Here is a 16,970-nt window from a genome sequence, read left to right on the forward strand (position 1 = left end):
CGACCCGTCAGCACCGCCTCAGCAGCGCCGGTGAAGGGGGTTCTAAGTATAACCGCATAAGTCCGCAAGCAGAAAATGACGTCCTGGGCGATTTTTTTCCATCTTTCCGCTTAACCTATATTTATCAATATCTTAAGGCGCACAACCCGCCTCCTCGAACAGCAATCTCACCAGTTGAAATACAAGTCGGACCCACACCTGTCCGCGTCGCCAGTAAGCGCACCCCTATATATAGACAGGGCACCCAATCACACCACAAGACTCAAACGAGTCGGAAGCGATTCCATGAGTCGGAATCGGCCCAAAAAACCGTGCCGGCACTCAGTTCAGGTATAGATTCCGCGCGTCTTTACCCACGCCGGGCTTGCGCATTAGTCCGGGATGCTGTGTGGTCGCCTCTGTAAGATGCCCGGGTTAGCCGTGAAATGACCACCAATACAGCCGACATGTTTCCACGCATAAATACCGTAGGCTATGACGGCCTTCTTGTTTCCTTTGCCGATGCCATGGCCGAACCCTCGAACCGGGCGGCGCTGGCCTTTAGGGGCGCAATCGACGCGGCATCCTGGAACGGTGTTGTCGAAACCTCTGCATCGCTTGCATCGGCCTACCTGAGGTTCGATCCCGACAAATTACCTCGCGCTGAAGTCCAAGATAGAGTGCGACACCTACTTGCACAGCAAAATTGGTTTGAGGCACCACTGCCTGCCGGTCGAAAATTGTGGCGGGTCCCGACAGTTTATGGGGGCGAGCTTGCTCCGCAACTGGACGAGGCAGCGGCGGCGGCGGGGCTGGATTCCATGGAAGCCGTTCGACGGCTGAGCGACACAAAGGTACGCGTATTGACCATCGGCTTTGCACCGGGGCAACCGTACCTTGGTCCGCTTGGTCCTGAATTCAATATTCCGCGCCTGAAGGAACTGACGCCTATGGTCCCAGAGGGGGCCTTGGTGTTGGCAATATCCCAATTCGTACTGTTCTCGGGCCCCACTCCGACTGGCTGGCGGCACGTGGGCCAAACCGCATTTCGCTGCTTTCGCCCCGACGCACCGCAGAGCTTTGCGTTGAAGCCAGGGGATGAAATGCAGTTCCTGTCCGTTTCGCGCGACGAACTGGAAACCATCCGCGCCAACAACTCGGACGGCTCAGGCGGGGCCACCTGCGAGGAGATCGCGGGATGAGTCTGATTGTTCATCGCATTGGCCCGGCCTGCACCATACAAGACCAGGGCCGTGTCGGGTATCTGGATCAGGGGCTGTCCCGATCCGGCGCCGCCGACCAACTGGCCCTGCACGAGGGCGCAGCGTTGCTGCGTCAAAGCCCGGGACTTGCCGCTTTGGAAATGGCGGGAATGGGTGGCGAGTTCGAGGCAACGCAATCTCTCGGCATCGCTCTGACAGGTGCTCCGATGCAGGCCAGCATTGATGGCGCACCTGTGGTCTGGAATGCGTCGCACCAGATGGTAGCCGGGCAGCGGCTGGTGATTGGTGCTGCGACGCGCGGGACCTATGGCTACCTGCATGTCAGCGGTGGGATCGCGTCCGAAGCCTTTCTGGGATCACGCTCAGCGCATTTGACCGCCAAGATCGGAAGCACCATTCAGACCGGAGATACATTGCCTGTCGCCGACGGATCAGGCGTGACGGGCATGAAGCTTAACCCGGATGATCGCTTCTCGGGTGGCGTTCTACGCGTGATCGCCAGCTTTCAGACCCCCCTGTTCGATCAGGAAACGTTGGACCGCTTTGTGCAAACCGAGTTTCGGCGTGGCAGTCGGGCCAACCGAATGGGGATGCAGTTGGATAGCGAGGGCGAAGGTTTCGCGGCTCAGGGTCAGCTGAACATTCTGTCCGAGGTCATTACCCCCGGTGACATACAGATGACCGGAACAGGCAGCCCCTTTATCCTGTTGCCTGAATGTCAGACCACTGGAGGTTATCCCCGTATCGCGACGGTTCTGCCTTGTGACCTTCCGCGCGCGGCACAAACCCCGGCGGGCGGGCGGATCAAGTTCGAATTCGTGTCACTGGACGAGGCCACAGCCCTGCAAACCGCCCACAATGCCGAACTTGCCCGGCTACCTATGCGAGTCGAACCGCTGGTCCGCGATCCGCATGACATCCCGAACCTATTGTCCTACCAATTGATCGGCGGAATGATCTCCGCCACCGACTAGGGAGTACCACGTATGCCAAGCGTCGATCTGAATGCCGATATGGGCGAAAGCTTTGGCCCCTGGAATATGGGCGATGATGAAAATCTGCTTAAGATTATCACCTCTGCCAATATCGCTTGTGGCTTTCACGCCGGCGACCCGGATGTGATGGCCAAAACGATGACACTGGCTGCGGAAAACGGCGTCGGGATCGGCGCGCACCCGGGCTTTCCTGACCTGCAGGGATTTGGCCGGCGGAATATGAAAGTTCCCCATGATTCCTTACGCAATCTGGTTCGTTACCAACTGGGCGCTGCGATCGGCATGGCCAAGGCCGTTGGCACCGAAGTGCGGCACCTGAAACTGCACGGGGCGCTGGCCAACATGTGCTCGGTCGATATCGACATGGCGCGGGCTTGTTATCAGGGCGCGCTCGACGTCGACCCCGACATCATCATCATGGTACTGGCCGTCACCAAACAGGAAGAGGCCGTGCGCGAGCTAGATTGCAAATGGGTCGGAGAGATCTTTGCGGACCGGGCATATAACGACGACGGAACCCTTGTCGATCGCAGCCTGCCCGGCGCGGTTATTCATGACCCCGAAATTGCCGGACCGCGCATCCTGAACATGGTGCGCGAAGGTGCCATCATCACCGAAAGCGGCCAGCGGTTGGAGACATCCATCGACACGATTTGCTTGCATGGCGATGGCCCAACCGCGGTACAAATCGCCCGTTCGGTTCGCACGTCCTTGATCGACGGCGGGGTCGAGGTAACAAAATTCATTCGGTAGAAAGAAGGCCTTAAACCTGACGATCTATCCTCTGACTGTTGCCTGCACGGAATTCAGACCCTAGCATGACCAGCAAGTGCATGTTCTGAATACCACAATTCCAAGCAACGCCATGCTGGACCGGTATAGGCAAGGAGGCTGGCCAATGTCTTTTGATCTGATGAATTATGAACCGCGCGGCGACAAAAAGAACTCTGAGTTCTTTCACCAATATCTGCCGATGATCTACGAACGCCGCCAAAGCTCGGGCGTGGCCGACCAGGTCGGGGCGATGCAGGCGATCATCATTCAGGTTGAACCGGACGCGATGTTCGACACGCTGATCGAGCTTTATGTCATGACACCCTACCGGCATACGGCCAGCTATCTGGGCCAGACGCACAAATTTGCGGTGCTGCATTCGCACTCCGATTATCCCGCGATGATCGTCATGGCTCCGCTCAGCGCGACCTTCGAAGACTTTATCCCGCGCATCAACCGTATGTACCCGCTGGCCCGCAACACCCCCCAGACCCGCTATGTCGGAGAGGTTTATGGCGCCACGGACCTCAAGACCCTGACCAAAACGCTTGAAGATCAGAACATCAGGTTTGAGTACAAGGGAGACACCGAAAACCCGTTCTACACATCGGACGGGTTCAGATTTACGTCTCCGTCCGATTTCACCTGTAACAGGGTTGGCTACTCATCCTTGGATTTCAACGACACCGACAGCCTTGGTTTGGGTGACCGGATATTGCTGAGCAATGACGAACAGGCGCGACTGGATCAGGCGGCGGCATTCGGGGCAGACAGCAAAATCGCGCCTTTGATGCTGGGGGTCGACCACCTTGCAACACGCATTCTGGCTGGTGAGCGTGAGGACGCGATCCTCGAGTTTTTGACCATGGTGCCCTATTACTTTTGGGGCGCGTACAACATCTTTGACATGAACTCGTCGACCAATGTGAACCGGAACGCGAATGTCGACGATGATAAGAGATCCCCCGCCAAGGTCTTCACCGCGAACAACACGCCCTCTTTCGTCAATTCCTTTGAACAGTTGCCGATGCCGACCGAGGACTTCGTGCGTAACTTTGGCCGTCGCCTGCACCACATGGCAATCGAGATTCAGGACGGCGACCACGGCGCGGGTGAAAAGAACGTCGATTTTGTGGTCAACACACTCAAAGATGAAGGTGTGCCGTTCCTGGCTCATGTGGTGGGCGAGTGTAAGGACGATCCGAACCTCAAGCAGATATTCTCAAAGCATTCGAAGTATACGCTGTTGATCACTGAGTATATCGAGCGCTGTCACCACTATGACGGGTTCTTTACCAAGGATAACGTTGCCGCCCTGACCGCGGCGGCAGGTCAGGATGAACAATACGAACACGGCCACGTCTTCGACTGACAAAAAAAGGCTGCGAGTTTCCTCGCAGCCCAGATCCATTCAGGAGAGTATGCCGAGCCTTATGACGGCCCGATCATGAAACAAGTGACATTCCGGGCCTGCAACCGGCGACAAGCCAGATCGGCCTGTTCGCGGGTCATGCCCTGGAATGTCGCGTCGAAGCCGCGCGAGCTTTGGTTTACCTTGCGCAGCGTGCCTTCCAGAGTGGTCATTTCCGACAGAGCGGTTTTCAGTAAGATCTTTTCCGCCTCATATCGGGTGGTATAGCGGCCTACGTTCACACCCCATAGTCGCCCGCCCGATGTGGACAGGCGGGTGACGATCTCTTGCTCGGGTTCGGGCTGGGCTGCCGGATCAGTCGAGGCCAGAACCAAATCAGCCGGCCGTGCCGCGGGACGGGTTGAGTCCCCGTCACCAGACGGTTGGATGTCGGCCGCCGCAATCGCCGCGGCGATACCATCCTTGATACGCGTGCCATTTTTGGCAGCCGTCTCAGCCACGGCGCCAGCAACCTGAACTGCGGCACCCGGTCCGGGGCGCAGTACGGGGCGCAGGCTGGATTTTGGCGCAATGGTCAGCGCCGCGACGGTTGCGCCCAATCCCGCGTTCCCGGCATAGGTGGGACGGGCCGGCTTGCGGATCGGGGCACGCGAGGGGGCGCGGCGGAATCCCATGTCCAGCAACTCCGCCACTTTTGCATTCCGCGATGCGCCGGATTTGCCACCAAAGACAGTTGCGATAATGCGTTCGTCCTTGCGTTTGGCCGATGCAACCAGGTTAAAGCCAGCAGCCCGCGTGTATCCGGTCTTGATCCCGTCCGCACCTTTGTAAGCTGCCAACAGACGACGGTTCGTGTTTGGAACCGTCTTGATCCCGGCATGTGTGGATTGGCGCGAAAACAGGTTGTAGTACTGCGGGTAATCATAAAGCAGATGGCGACCCAACGTGGTCATATCCCGCGCGGTCGACAAGTGACCTGATTCCGTCAGGCCATGCGCGTTCTTGAACGTTGTGCGGCTCATACCCATCGACTTGGCCGTGCGCGTCATGCGACGGGCGAATGCCGCCTCGGAACCGCTGATCGCGATACCAATGGCCGTGGCGGCATCATTGGCCGACTTCACCGCAGCTGCCCGGATCAGATATCGGAACGCAATCGTTTGCCCGGTACGCAGGCCCAACTTAGAGGGGGGCTCGGAAGAGGCCTTTTTTGTGATTCGAACCGGCGTGTCCAAGGTGATCTCACCGTTCCGCACCGCCTCAAACGCGATGTAGAGGGTCATCATCTTGGTCAGAGATGCCGGATGCAATCGGGTGTCGGCATTGCGCGAATGCAGAACCTCGCCTGTCCGCGCGTCGATGACCATCGCCGCATATGGTGCCGCAAATCCCTGCAACGGCGCGAAGGAGAGCAGCCACAATAATGCTAAAAGAAATAAGCCCATTCGGGCCGGAACTGTCCGCCGAACCTGCACGATCTTTGCCTCTGTCTACCTCAGGCCGCCGGGTTTTCCCGGTCAGCGCTCATTATATTTTATTACTGACAAGGCTAACACAGAGACCCCATGAAATAAACCGAAAGCGTGCAAATTCGCTGTTTTGTTAAGAGTCCGAAACGGCACTACATGTAGACACGCACAGTCCGTGACCTACCACATCCACGCAAATTGAACCCCTTAACGTAAATCCCGTCTCGTTTTTTGAAAACTGAGGCCAATTGGCAACATCAACTTAGGCGCTGAACCAGATCAGCAAGTTCGCCCAAGTCCCGCAGTTCGCTATATCGCGGATTGTCCGCAGGGGTTTCGGCCTTTTCAATCTCCCAGACCAACCCATGGGGCACATAGACGCCCCAACACCCGGCCTGAATTGGGGCGACAACATCGGATCGCATCGAATTGCCCACCATCATTGCAGAATCACAACCTTCACCATGTCGCGCAAAGATTTCACGGTAGGTTTGAGCCGATTTTTCGGACACGATCTCGACCTCGTCGAAGAGCTCACCCAACCCCGATTGCGCCAGCTTTCTCTCTTGATCTATCAGGTCGCCCTTGGTGATCAGAATCACCCGATGCGTATCAGACACCGCTTCGATGGCCTCCCGCGCGTGAGGTAACAGCTCGATCGGGTGGGCCAGCATGTCCTGCCCCGCTTCGACCAACTGGCGGATAACCGAGGCTGGAACACGGTCCTCGGTCACCTCAATAGCGGTTTCGATCATCGACAGGGTGAAGCCTTTGATTCCGTAGCCATAGTGACGGATATTGCGTTTTTCCGCAGCAAGCAGTCGATCCAACAGGTGATCGCGATCGGCGTGATCGGCCAGCAATTCCGTGAAATGCGTCTGCGTCAGTTTAAAAAAACGCTCGTTGTGCCAAAGCGTATCATCGGCGTCGAACCCGATTGTGGTCAGCGCTTTTTCCATTTCGATTACGTCCCGCTGGCTCTTTTCTCTGGCCCCATGCACGTTATATAACCGATCAGACAAACCGAAGCCTGAATCGGACAAAGGCGCAATGACTGAACACAAATGGATGATGTCTGACCAACCGGACAACGACGATGATCCGTCGCTGTTGGTACAGACGCGCCCTAAAACCAAGCGCCCGCCGTTGTACAAAGTACTGCTTCTGAACGACGACTACACGCCGATGGAATTCGTGGTGCATGTGCTGGAGCGTTTCTTTGGCATGACCCATGCCGAGGCGTTCGAAATCATGTTAATCGTTCACAAGAAAGGCGTCGCCGTGGTTGGCGTGTTCAGCCATGAGATCGCCGAAACCAAAGTGGGCCAGGTCATGGACTTTGCCCGCAGGCACCAGCACCCCCTGCAATGCACAATGGAACGGGAAGAGTAAGGCCGCCTTAGCCTTCTCTCTCATATTTGCCGATGTCCCCTCGTCTTGATCTTGCCCTGCAAAGCGGCCTTGAGCTCTCGCAACCACTCAGCGTGCTTGGGCCGACATCCGACAGCGATCTGTCGGCCCTGCCGCGTGAAACGCAGGTGGTGCAGCCATTCAAACCGTTTCACGACCACTTTGCCGGACAGGGCTTTACCGCCGTGCCGGACGCCCACGACCCTTGTCAGGATGCCATCGTGATCCTGCCCCGCGCCAAGGCGCTGGCGCGCAGCATGGTGCATCAGGCCTGTCAGCGGGCAAGCGGACTGATTGTCATAGACGGTGCCAAAACCGACGGTGTCGACAGCCTGCTGAAAGACATCCGCAAACGCGTTGACGTCGAGGGGCCCATCGCCAAGGCACACGGCAAGATATTCTGGTTCCAATCCGAGCGCGAGGCTTTTGCCGACTGGGCCGCCCCGGACAACCAGACAGTCGATGGTTTTCAGACCGCGCCCGGCGTGTTCTCTGCTGATGGGATAGACCCTGCCTCAGCCCTGCTGCTGAATGCATTGCCCGAAAAGCTAGGCGCAAGGATCGCTGACTTGGGCGCTGGCTGGGGGTATCTCGCGGCAGGTGCGTTAAAGGCCGCCAATCCGCGCGCGTTACATCTGGTCGAGGCCGATCAGATTGCCCTTACCTGCGCACGCGCCAATTTGGCCGAGACCTGCGCGCAGTTCCACTGGGCCGACGCCGTCACGTGGAACGCGCCGGAACCGTTGGACACAGTGATCATGAACCCTCCGTTCCACACATTGCGCGCCGCCGACCCTGAACTGGGTCAGGGCTTTATCAAATCCGCAGCTAGAAACCTGACCCGGAGCGGCAATCTGTGGATGGTCGCAAATCGCCACCTACCCTACGAGGTCACGCTGGCCGAGAATTTCGCACAGGTTCACGAGGTGTCCGGTGACAATCGGTTCAAGGTGTTTCACGCCTCTCGCCCTCGACGGTGATCCCGGTTAACCTGCGCCGCAAATCAGGAGACAACGCATGTCCTTTTCCATAGCTGGCAAGACCGCCATTGTCACAGGCAGCGCCAATGGTGTCGGGCTGGCCATCGGGCGCCATTTTGCGGATGCCGGGGCCAATGTCATGTTTGCCGACATGGACGAAAAACGGCTGTCCGACGAACTTGGCGAACAGGCCGATGACAGCAACATCCGGTTTTTCGCCGGCGACCTTCGGGAAAAGCTGACCATCGCGAACCTGCTGTCTGCCACGCTTGATGCGTTTGATCAGGTGGACATTCTGATTAATGGCGCGCGGCAGGTGATCCCGTCTGATCCGCTGGATGCGGACGACGATTCCGTGCGCATGCTGCTCAATCAGAACCTGATGCCTGCGCTGCGCCTAAGCCAGTCGGTCGCCAAACGCATGATAAAACAGGCAGGCGACACTGACGAAGGACCCGCCGGGTCGATCATTAACCTGTCTTCAATCGCGGCGCGGCGCACCCACCCCGATCTGATGGCCTATTCCGTATCCACCGCCGCGCTGGATCAGATGACACGTTCGCTGGCCGTTGCCCTTGCCCCAAAACGGATCCGGGTCAATTCCATCGCGCTGGGATCGGTCATGAGCGCCTCGCTGCAGTCCACGCTCAAGGAAAATCGGGACTTTCGCAACGATATCGAGAAACATACGCCCCTGGCCCGGATCGCGGCCCCAAATGAACTGACCGAGACGGCGCAGTTCCTGGCCTCGGACGCGGCCGGTTTCATCACCGGACAAATTCTGACAATTGATGGCGGTCGCACCTTGCTAGACCCCGTCGCAGCCCCGGCCCATTAATCCCCATGTTCAATACCGAAAAATCAACCGCCGCCGCGTGGTTCCGCCAATTGCGCGATAACATCGTCGCCGCGTTTGAGGCACTTGAAGACACCCACAGCTCTGGCCCTTTTGCAGACGCAGCACCTGGCCGGTTCGAGGTCAAGGAAACCAAACGCCAATCCGAGGACGGCAGCGATGCGGGCGGCGGGTTGATGTCCGTGATGCGTGGCGGGCGGGTCTTTGAAAAGGTCGGCGTCAATGTCTCGACCGTATACGGCACTTTGGGCGTGCGAGCGCAACAGGCCATGGCGGCGCGCAAGGGGATTCCGGGCATGACCGAAGATCCGCGTTTCTGGGCGTCGGGCATCTCTCTGGTCGCGCATATGCAAAACCCGCATGTACCGGCCGTTCATATGAACACCCGCATGTTCTGGACCCCGCACGCATGGTGGTTCGGCGGCGGTTCGGACCTGAATCCCTGCATCGAGTATGATGAGGACACAGCGCATTTTCACGCCACCCAAAAGGCGCATCTGGATCCGCATGGTCCCGGCCATTATCCCCGCCTGAAAGACTGGGCTGATGAGTATTTCTATATCCCCCACCGCAAGCGCGCCCGAGGCGTGGGCGGGATATTCATGGATGACTATTGCACCGGAGACTGGGCCGCAGACTTCGCGTTGACCCAGGACATCGGTCGCGCATTCCTGCCTGCCTTCCTGCCATTGGTGGAAAAGCGCCGAGTTCAGGAGTTTGATGAGACGGCCAAAGACACGCAACTGGTGCATCGGGGCCTTTATGCCGAATACAACCTCGTCTACGACCGGGGCACAAAATTCGGGCTGGAAACCGGCCATGACCCGGATGCGGTGCTGATGAGCCTTCCGCCAATGGCAAAATGGACCTGATAGATTAGCGGAACCCAAAATCCAGGAAGTTGTCAAAGCAATAGCCCTGCGCGGACCCCGCCGACATGTTCTCACCCACACGTTTTACGGTAATCGAATATCCCGGCGTGGTATCGACCCCATCGGGTGGGGTAAGTGAAAACTGCACCGTGCGCACGCCCTTTTCGTAGGCGCGGACAATGTAGATACGCTGAGTTGCTTTGGTTCTCAGGCTGCGAATAGCAAAGTCCCCTATCCCGCACCAATACGAGACCGGGGCGGAAGACCCGCTGACGGCGACCTCGTATACACCGTTGTTCATAGGCGTGACTGTGGTTTTGAAACCTGGGTAAGCGCCGATTCCGATCCCAATTCCCTGTGCAGATACAGGCGACACCGCAAATGTTGCCAGGGCCGCTATTTTCAAAACTCGCATAATGGCAATTCCTGTTTCGAAACAATTATTCAAGATCATACCGGACACGTGGTCCGAGTAAAGCGGCGCCATTTTCGGGATTTTGTCCGACAGGATCCCGACACGGCACATACAGGCAAAACAGTATCATTTTGGATCTTAAGCAAATAGGATCAAGGCATATATTGTCTGGGGTTAGTTTTGAGCAAAGCGTTTCCAAATGACTGGTTTGATATCCCGTCCGAAAAATACGCGGATTTCGGCGCCATGTTCTATCTTGCATCGCTGACCAATACACACAGACCGCGCACCCTTGGACAGGTGCTTTATGCCTTTGAAACGCCTTTTCGGTTGAACCAGTACCACATTTTCCGGCAGAACGGTTTCCCGCGCGGGTTTGTGACTTTCGCAGGTCTCAGCCGCGAAGCCGAGCGTCGGTATGCCATTCAGGAAAAGCCACTGAAGGATACGGATTTTGCCAGCGGCACGTCCTTCTGGATCGTCGACCTCGTGGCCCCATTTGGACAGACCAACCAGATCGTCGACATTTTGAAGAAGGAAATCCCCCACCCCCGGGTCCGAACCAATCGGATGGACAGCGACCTGACCCGAAATCGCATCGTGGAGTGGACCCGCGACGACGCGGGGGAGGTACACATGAAGGTTTACCGGAAGAAAGAATTTCGTGAGGTCCTGAAAATGGAGGGGTCTTGAAATGGTATCGATCGTAGGGACAACAACTGGCTTTGTGACCGGAGATCCCCCTAATCAGGCCAGTGGCGATCTTGGCTTGACCGGCTTTCCTCGGACGCAATCCTGGTCGATCTCTGATCAGCCATCACTGGGCGTGGCCTCCATTAACCCAAATACCGGCGAATGGACCTACACGGTCAATCAAAGCGATTTTGACGATATCCCGTTCGGGACTACGGTCACTGATACCTTCACGGTACGGGTCACCGGATTGGACTTTTTCTTCCAACCATATGACCTGACCCAAGAGATCACCATCACCCTTGAAGGCGTGTGCTTTACTGCAGGCACCTTGATCTTGGCTGAAAAAGGCAATCAACAGATAGAAACCCTGAGTGTTGGCGACAAGGTGATGACCGTAGATCGCGGGCTGCGACCGATCCGGTGGGTGGAAAGCGGCGCCTTATCGCCGGACCGATTACGTGACAATCCGGCCATGCGCCCGGTTCGGATCAAGGCCGGCAGCCTTGGCGCAGGACAGCCCGAACGCGATCTGCTGGTATCACAGCAGCACCGCATTCTGGTCAGCGGACCAAAGGTCGAGCTTTTGTTTGGCACGCCCGACGCGCTGGTTGCGGCCAAGCACCTTTGTTCCTGGCCAGGTATCGCGATTGACACTTCGGATGACCCGGTCGAGTATTTTCACATCCTGCTGGATAACCACGAAATACTGACAGCCGAGGGCGCACTGGCTGAAAGCCTCTATCTCGGCGAAGAATCCCTATACACTCTGTCCTCGGACGCATTGCAGGAACTCGCCGCCATTTTCCCGGACACAGCCATGCCGAATAGGATGGGCTTCGGCCGGGCAGCCCGCCTGATCCTGCGAGAATTCGAAGCCCGCGCGCTGGCTTAGACCCCGCGCAAGTGCCCGCCCACGTCCTGCGGTGCCAGTGCGACCGTTTTGATGACCGCAAAACAGGGTTTGCCCGGTTCCAGCCCCAACGCTTCGACTGAGCGGCGGGTGACGCGGGCCAATACAGAACCCGCGGGCGTTTTTACGGACACAATCGCACCCGGCCCCTCGCCCGCGCGGATCGTGTCGACCGTTCCTTCCAGAACATTTAAGGCCGAAAGTCCTTCGGGGCGTTTGCTGGACAGAATAACCTCTTGCGCGGGAATGCGGATGCGCAGTTCTTCCGCAATTTGCAGGGGTATCCGGGGCAGAAACAAGGGCGACCCGCCTGCGTCCAACTCGGTCAGCCCGTCCGAATGATGTTTGACGACCCGAACCTGCAACACTGCACCGACGGCCCGCACACCAGCCGGTGCGACTGACGGATCGGCCAATACTTCGGAGGCGGGTCCATGCCGTAAGACCTTACCCTCTTGCAGAGCGACAACCGATGTCGCCAAGCGCGCAACTTCTGCAGCCGAGTGTGTGACGTACAGAATCGGCACCGAAACCTCATCCCGCAGCCGTTCGAAGAAAGGCAGGATCTCGGCCTTTCGTGCGTCGTCGAGAGCCGCTAGAGGTTCATCTGCCAGGATCAGGCGCGGACTGGCCAGAAGGGCGCGCCCAATGGCAACACGCTGTTTTTCCCCACCGGACAACCCCGCAGGGCGCCGGTTCAACAGGTGCCCGATCCCCAGCATTTCGATCACTTTGTCCGGGCTTTCGCGGCGCGCGCTCTTAGGTGCAAACCATTTCCCATAGAATAGATTCTGGCGCACGGTGAGATGTGGAAAAAGACGGCCTTCCTGAAAAATGTACCCCAGCCGTCTTTTGTGCGGCGGCAACCAGAGGCCTTGCGCGGTGTCGAACAACTCCCACTCGTCTACAGCAACCCGACCGGCCATGGGTTTCACCAAACCGGCGACTGCATTTACAATGGTTGTCTTTCCAGACCCGGACCGCCCAAACAGAACCGTCACACCGGGTGGCGCATCAAAACTCAGATCCAGCTTGAGGTCGGGTAGATCGTGCTGCAGGCGAACAGACAGGCTCATGATCCGGCCACCCGTGCAGCGACACGCCGCCCAATGAACTCGGACAACAGCAGCGCGCTCATGGCAACCACGATCGAAATAACCACCAAACGGGTGGCCGCTGCTTCGCCGCCCGGGACTTGCAGAAAGGCATAGACCGCCGACGGCAGGGTTTGCGTCTGGCCGGGGATATTCGACACAAAGGTAATCGTGGCCCCGAACTCTCCCATCGCTTTGGCAAAGGCCAGTATTGCCCCGGCGATTACGCCGGGCAGGATCATCGGAAGGGTCACCGTTACAAATACAAACAGGCGCGATGCACCTAGTGTCGCCCCGGCCTGTTCCAGTTTGGGGTCCACAGCTTCGATCGACAGGCGTATGGCCCGCACCATCAGCGGAAATGCCATAATACCCGCGGCAAGGGCAGCCCCGGTCCAACGAAACGCCACTACAATTCCGATCTCTGCCAGCAACTTGCCCAGCGGCCCCTGAATTCCAAAGGTCAGAAGAAGCAGATAGCCGGTCACCACCGGTGGCAAGATCAAGGGTAGATGCACCAGCCCATTCAAGACCTGCCGACCCGGAAACCGCCAACGGGCCAGCGCGTAGGCAACGAATATGCCCAAGGGCAATGTCACCAGCGTTGCCCAAAACGAAACGCGCAGCGACAGTTTCAGTGCCTCAAGCTCTGCAGGTCCCAACCACCCCATGCCGCTATCCGTTCGGCAGGGTGAAACCCTGCTTTTCAAACACGGCCCGCGCGGTCTGAGATTGCAGGTACTTCATAAACACCTGCGCGCCGTCTGCACCTGCTGTCGTCACTGCTGCAGGGTAGATGATGGGCGGATGCAGGCCAGGCGAAAACTCGGCGATGACCCGAACTCGTCCCTCGACCTGCGCATCGGATCGGTAGACGATCCCCATAGGGGCCGCACCAGTGGCAACCAGTGCAAGGGCTGCACGCACATTATCTGTTTGCGCGACCTGAGCCTGAACACCCTGCCACAGCCCCAAGCTCTCCAACGCCGCCTTTCCGTAGATCCCTGCCGGCACGGCATCAACCAGCGCCATGGCCAGGTATCCACCATCCAGTGCGGAGGCCAAAGCGACTCCGGGCCGCATTTCACCAATGTCAGCCCCTTCGTCCCCAGCGACCAGAACCAGGCCATTGCCCAGCAGATCTACACGCGTAGTGGGGTTAATCAGGCCCTGTTCTTGCAGCACATTCATCCAGTCCACATTAGCGGAAATGAACAGATCTGCCGGGGCACCCAATTGAATTTGGCGCGCAAGAACGGACGACGCCGCGTAAGAGACGGTTACGCCCTGCCCAGTTTCTTGCTCAAAATCAGATGCCACCTCATCAAACGCGGTCTTGAGGCTGGCCGCTGCAAACACCAAAATCCCCTCAGCCCCCGCGCGAAGCGGGGCCAGCGTCAAAGCGCCCAGAACCAGGGCCGCGATCAGAACTCGGCGCGCGTGGGACAGGATCGGTTTTCTCCCGCCTGGAAAGTTGCAGTTCCTTTGGGGATATCTGAGGCGGTAGGTGACACGCAAGCGCCTTTGCAATCACCTACGAGGCAGAACGTAAAACGACAGCCCCCACACAATCGAAACGACCCCACAACACAAAGCACGGCGAATTTCCCGCCGGATTGAATTACCAATGGCGAACAAATCAGATTCTGGGAAAGAAAAACTGCCGGACCCTCTTGCACCCGGGCGCAGGCTTGGCTACATGCACCGTCACGGGTGATTAGCTCAGTTGGTAGAGCGCTTCGTTTACACCGAAGATGTCGGGAGTTCGAGTCTCTCATCACCCACCAATTCATCCTCGCAATGTATCAAGGGCTTATGCGACTAGCACTTATTGCTGTGCCGCCCGTGGAACTGTGTTCGCTGCGCATCGTCTCTGCATTCTGGTAGGTAGTTTGCTCTGTGTTTCTCTATTAGCTCGAGTTTATTGCCCCCCAGCTTTAGACAACATAGCCTTCGCATAATCACGTTTCGCTGTTGCGCGGTCCTCGAAGCGAGCATGCACGACGCAAAAGAATAAGTTGCTGTCATCTAGACCGTTGCGAGGTGTAAACCAATCAAAGGGGTTGGTCGGCTCTACCGACGCAAACTGATTAGTCGGTGGCGCGACAGGTGTTAAATTGGCTTCACTGTTCGTGATATCTTCGAGCAATGTTGGACGTGCAGTGCCGGTATCCGGTGTGAGAATACCCATGATCTGTTCGCGACCAGCCGGAACGAAACGCCCGCTCTCCTCAACTGGAAACCGGATCGGCTGTCCGGCATAAACATCTCGTTGCACTTCGCTGTTCCTAACAACAATTGTGCCGTTAACAAGCACGTAAGGAATACCCTCTGACGGAAGACCTTGCTGACCGAGCGTATAATTCGCCTTTTCGGTCACTGATACCGGATCGAAAATCGTGATGTCCGCGACCATGCCTTCCTGCATACGCCCACGCACCTGCATTGCGCGCAACCCTGTGTCACCCAATCGTTTCGCATGGATGTAACTTAACTGAGTGAGTGTGAGCATTAGCGGCACATTCGCTTCACGTGCCAGTCTCAAAACAAGCGCGTGGCTGCCTGCTGACCGAGGATGCCCAGCATAGTCTTCATAGGGGGCATCCCAACTCATCAAGTTGCCCTCGATGTCTAGCCCGGCCATGCCGTCGCCCGAGATGCCATAGCCTGCGATGGTGATCCAATCATTCAGCCATTGCTCCCTTGGCGGACTAAAAACAATTGCCGTGCGTCCCGGTTCATTCTCAGCGAAGCTCAAAAACTCGTCTTTTGTCACGAAGCGATCGAGCTGGGGGTCAAAGATGGTGTCTTCGTATTTGTACCCCATCGAACCTTCCCAGTTTTCAGGGGCGATGATCGACGCGCCGTAGTTTCCCGATCCGGCGGTCCAAGGATAGTAGCTGGACCAGACGTTGTAGCCTTGGTCGCGCGCCATCTGGAGTTTTTCCTGGTTCTCCCACCAGCCATAGTCATTGTCATGGTGTATGTGGAGCGGTGCGCTAAGCACCATCGCATTGACCAAAATCTCATTTACACCCGTCTGTGTTTCTGTCGGCGTCGAAGCACTGGGATGAAATCGGTGATGGACGGAAGTCAGTCTACCGTAACGCGCCGCAGCCCGCTGTGCTTCGAACATCTCATAGGTTGTAATACCTTCGCGGGCGTAGCCGATGGTCGATCCCACACCGAGTGCTCCAAGACGTAGTCCCTCATCCAACTGGGCAGTGATTTCGTTCATCTGCTCACGGTTGCTTGGAACAGAAGACCACCCCTCGACGCCATCTTCCACGGATTGCGCCCGCAGTGCGAAGAAGTTCCGGAAGTCTATATCCCCACCTTCAAGCACGAGGCCGTCATGAACCCGCATCCGTGCGAATTCTTGCCCAACGACCGTACCATAGTTTGCCTGTGTTGCGCCTTCGCGCACACTATACCATTCGTCGATGTTCGCTGCCCCAACCTCAAAATCCATTTGAGTCGTAACGCCATCACGAAGGTTTACCTTGATACCCCAAGGGTCCAGTCCATGCTGCTCGAGATCGATAAACCCGGGGGCAACAACGTGCCCTGTCGCGTCGATGGACTCGCTACCATTAATTTCTTCGTCAGTAATTGCAGTGATCCAGCCGTTGCTTATTCCCACGTTAGCGATCTGATCGAACCCGGTTTCCGGGTCCATTACCCGTCCGTTGAGAATGACAACGTCGTAAGTTTGCGCGACGCACAATGTCGAACACACAGACAACGTACCAGCCAGAAACAAGGTACGCATGGACAGATCCTCCCTTTTATTTACAAAACTGAATGTATCGTTGTTATTGGCGTCTGCTTTCGACCCAAATTAGAATACGATCCGGGTTCTTAGGCCGAACAGCGTAATGCTGTCCTGAGTGGGGTTTTGCAGCGGGTTAGAAATGAACTGCAG

17 protein-coding genes and 1 tRNA gene are annotated in these 16,970 nt (G+C 57.2%); 11 read left to right on the forward strand and 7 right to left on the reverse strand.

Going from position 1 to position 16,970, the window contains the following annotated elements:
* Window positions 1–425: 425 nt before the first annotated feature.
* From AC2FGC_RS23815 to AC2FGC_RS23830, 4 genes are all read left to right on the forward strand, one after another.
* On the forward strand, window positions 426–1,181 hold the full coding sequence (locus AC2FGC_RS23815) for a 5-oxoprolinase subunit B family protein (RefSeq protein ID WP_496725968.1): 756 nt from the start codon (window positions 426–428) through the stop codon (window positions 1,179–1,181).
* Window positions 1,178–2,176 carry a 5-oxoprolinase subunit C family protein gene (locus tag AC2FGC_RS23820; RefSeq protein ID WP_496725967.1) on the forward strand — a complete coding sequence of 333 codons (999 nt, stop codon included), beginning with the start codon at window positions 1,178–1,180 and terminating at the stop codon, window positions 2,174–2,176. The genes AC2FGC_RS23815 and AC2FGC_RS23820 overlap by 4 nt, the downstream gene beginning before the upstream one ends.
* Window positions 2,177–2,188: 12 nt before the next feature.
* Window positions 2,189–2,950: a LamB/YcsF family protein gene (locus tag AC2FGC_RS23825; protein ID WP_496725966.1), complete on the forward strand. Its 762-nt coding sequence runs from the start codon at window positions 2,189–2,191 to the stop codon at window positions 2,948–2,950.
* A gap of 145 nt (window positions 2,951–3,095) precedes the next feature.
* Entirely contained in the window at window positions 3,096–4,343 is a 1,248-nt protein-coding gene (locus AC2FGC_RS23830; protein WP_496725965.1) for a hypothetical protein, read from the forward strand.
* A 59-nt stretch (window positions 4,344–4,402) separates the two neighbouring features.
* On the opposite strand, the gene AC2FGC_RS23835 is transcribed toward AC2FGC_RS23830, so the two are convergent.
* Together AC2FGC_RS23835 and AC2FGC_RS23840 are read right to left on the reverse strand one after the other, a co-directional pair.
* A complete protein-coding gene (locus AC2FGC_RS23835; RefSeq protein ID WP_496725964.1) occupies window positions 4,403–5,788 on the reverse strand; it encodes a D-alanyl-D-alanine carboxypeptidase family protein in 1,386 nt (461 codons plus the stop codon).
* Window positions 5,789–6,069: 281 nt separating this feature from the next.
* A complete protein-coding gene (locus AC2FGC_RS23840; protein ID WP_496725963.1) occupies window positions 6,070–6,771 on the reverse strand; it encodes an HAD family hydrolase in 702 nt (233 codons plus the stop codon).
* Between the two features lie 91 nt (window positions 6,772–6,862).
* Between AC2FGC_RS23840 and clpS the strand changes: the two genes are divergently transcribed.
* Genes clpS through hemF form a run of 4 tightly spaced genes read left to right on the forward strand, consistent with a single transcriptional unit; the run spans window position 6,863 to window position 9,930 of the window.
* The gene (clpS, locus tag AC2FGC_RS23845; protein ID WP_058271961.1) at window positions 6,863–7,204 is read left to right on the forward strand and encodes an ATP-dependent Clp protease adapter ClpS; all 342 of its coding nucleotides are present in this window, start codon (window positions 6,863–6,865) and stop codon (window positions 7,202–7,204) included.
* A gap of 32 nt (window positions 7,205–7,236) precedes the next feature.
* Complete coding sequence (locus AC2FGC_RS23850; RefSeq protein ID WP_496725962.1) at window positions 7,237–8,202, forward strand: class I SAM-dependent methyltransferase; 966 nt, start codon at window positions 7,237–7,239, stop codon at window positions 8,200–8,202.
* A 37-nt stretch (window positions 8,203–8,239) separates the two neighbouring features.
* Window positions 8,240–9,040 carry an SDR family NAD(P)-dependent oxidoreductase gene (locus AC2FGC_RS23855; protein WP_496725961.1) on the forward strand — a complete coding sequence of 267 codons (801 nt, stop codon included), beginning with the start codon at window positions 8,240–8,242 and terminating at the stop codon, window positions 9,038–9,040.
* Between the two features lie 5 nt (window positions 9,041–9,045).
* Complete coding sequence (gene hemF / locus AC2FGC_RS23860; RefSeq protein ID WP_496725960.1) at window positions 9,046–9,930, forward strand: oxygen-dependent coproporphyrinogen oxidase; 885 nt, start codon at window positions 9,046–9,048, stop codon at window positions 9,928–9,930.
* Between the two features lie 4 nt (window positions 9,931–9,934).
* On the opposite strand, the gene AC2FGC_RS23865 is transcribed toward hemF, so the two are convergent.
* The gene (locus tag AC2FGC_RS23865; RefSeq protein ID WP_496783633.1) at window positions 9,935–10,345 is read right to left on the reverse strand and encodes a hypothetical protein; all 411 of its coding nucleotides are present in this window, start codon (window positions 10,343–10,345) and stop codon (window positions 9,935–9,937) included.
* A 180-nt stretch (window positions 10,346–10,525) separates the two neighbouring features.
* Here AC2FGC_RS23865 and AC2FGC_RS23870 point away from each other — a divergent pair, with 180 nt between their 5' ends.
* Together AC2FGC_RS23870 and AC2FGC_RS23875 are read left to right on the forward strand one after the other, a co-directional pair.
* Window positions 10,526–11,038 (forward strand): toxin-activating lysine-acyltransferase, encoded by a 513-nt coding sequence (locus AC2FGC_RS23870; protein ID WP_496783635.1) that lies wholly within the window; start codon window positions 10,526–10,528, stop codon window positions 11,036–11,038.
* 1 nt (window position 11,039) lies between these two features.
* Window positions 11,040–11,933, forward strand: a complete 894-nt coding sequence (locus tag AC2FGC_RS23875; protein ID WP_496725957.1) for a Hint domain-containing protein — start codon at window positions 11,040–11,042, stop codon at window positions 11,931–11,933.
* On the opposite strand, the gene modC is transcribed toward AC2FGC_RS23875, so the two are convergent.
* Genes modC through modA form a run of 3 tightly spaced genes read right to left on the reverse strand, consistent with a single transcriptional unit; the run spans window position 11,930 to window position 14,494 of the window.
* Entirely contained in the window at window positions 11,930–13,027 is a 1,098-nt protein-coding gene (gene modC, locus AC2FGC_RS23880) for a molybdenum ABC transporter ATP-binding protein (protein WP_496783637.1), read from the reverse strand. The two genes, AC2FGC_RS23875 and modC, sit on opposite strands and share 4 nt — an antisense overlap.
* Entirely contained in the window at window positions 13,024–13,716 is a 693-nt protein-coding gene (modB, locus tag AC2FGC_RS23885) for a molybdate ABC transporter permease subunit (RefSeq protein ID WP_496725955.1), read from the reverse strand. The genes modC and modB overlap by 4 nt, the downstream gene beginning before the upstream one ends.
* Window positions 13,717–13,720: 4 nt before the next feature.
* Window positions 13,721–14,494, reverse strand: a complete 774-nt coding sequence (modA, locus tag AC2FGC_RS23890) for a molybdate ABC transporter substrate-binding protein (protein WP_496783639.1) — start codon at window positions 14,492–14,494, stop codon at window positions 13,721–13,723.
* 262 nt (window positions 14,495–14,756) lie between these two features.
* On the opposite strand from modA, the gene AC2FGC_RS23895 reads away from it, so the two are divergent.
* A tRNA-Val gene (locus tag AC2FGC_RS23895) sits at window positions 14,757–14,832 on the forward strand.
* 134 nt (window positions 14,833–14,966) lie between these two features.
* Here the strand turns inward: AC2FGC_RS23895 and AC2FGC_RS23900 are convergent.
* On the reverse strand, window positions 14,967–16,817 hold the full coding sequence (locus AC2FGC_RS23900; protein ID WP_496725954.1) for an amidohydrolase family protein: 1,851 nt from the start codon (window positions 16,815–16,817) through the stop codon (window positions 14,967–14,969).
* Window positions 16,818–16,970 lie beyond the last annotated feature (153 nt).

It is taken from the genome of Ruegeria sp. CDSC054 (assembly GCF_059610645.1).